This window comes from Enterobacter sp. 120016 (assembly GCF_018383635.1).
Classification (GTDB): Bacteria; Pseudomonadota; Gammaproteobacteria; order Enterobacterales; family Enterobacteriaceae; genus Enterobacter; species Enterobacter asburiae_D.
On sequence record NZ_JAHAWC010000045.1, the window covers coordinates 1 to 458 of the forward strand.

General features: G+C 47.6%; 1 tRNA gene and 1 rRNA gene. Both read left to right on the forward strand.

From position 1 onward, the window contains the following. Positions 1 to 75, forward strand: a 16S ribosomal RNA gene (locus KIF87_RS23030); the annotation flags it as partial. 85 nt (positions 76 to 160) lie between these two features. Further along, positions 161 to 236, forward strand: a tRNA-Glu gene (locus KIF87_RS23035). The last annotated feature ends 222 nt before the right edge of the window (positions 237 to 458 follow it).

A 458-nucleotide genomic window follows, 5' to 3' on the forward strand; every position in this document is an offset into this window, starting at 1 on the left:
ACTTTGTGATTCATGACTGGGGTGAAGTCGTAACAAGGTAACCGTAGGGGAACCTGCGGTTGGATCACCTCCTTACCTTAAAGAACCTGCCTTTGCAGTGCTCACACAGATTGTCTGATGAAAAGTAAATAGCAAGGCGTCTTGCGATTGAGACTTCAGTGTCCCCTTCGTCTAGAGGCCCAGGACACCGCCCTTTCACGGCGGTAACAGGGGTTCGAATCCCCTAGGGGACGCCACTTGCTGGTTCGTGAGTGAAAGTCGCCGACCCCCGTATCTCAAAACTCATCTTCGGGTGACGTTTGAGATATTTGCTCTTTAAAAATCTGGATCAAGCTGAAAATTGAAACGACACATCTTAAATGATGTGTTCGAGTCTCTCAAATTTTCGCAAGTCGATGATGAATCGAAAGAAACATCTTCGGGTTGTGAGGTTAAGCGACTAAGCGTACACGGTGGAT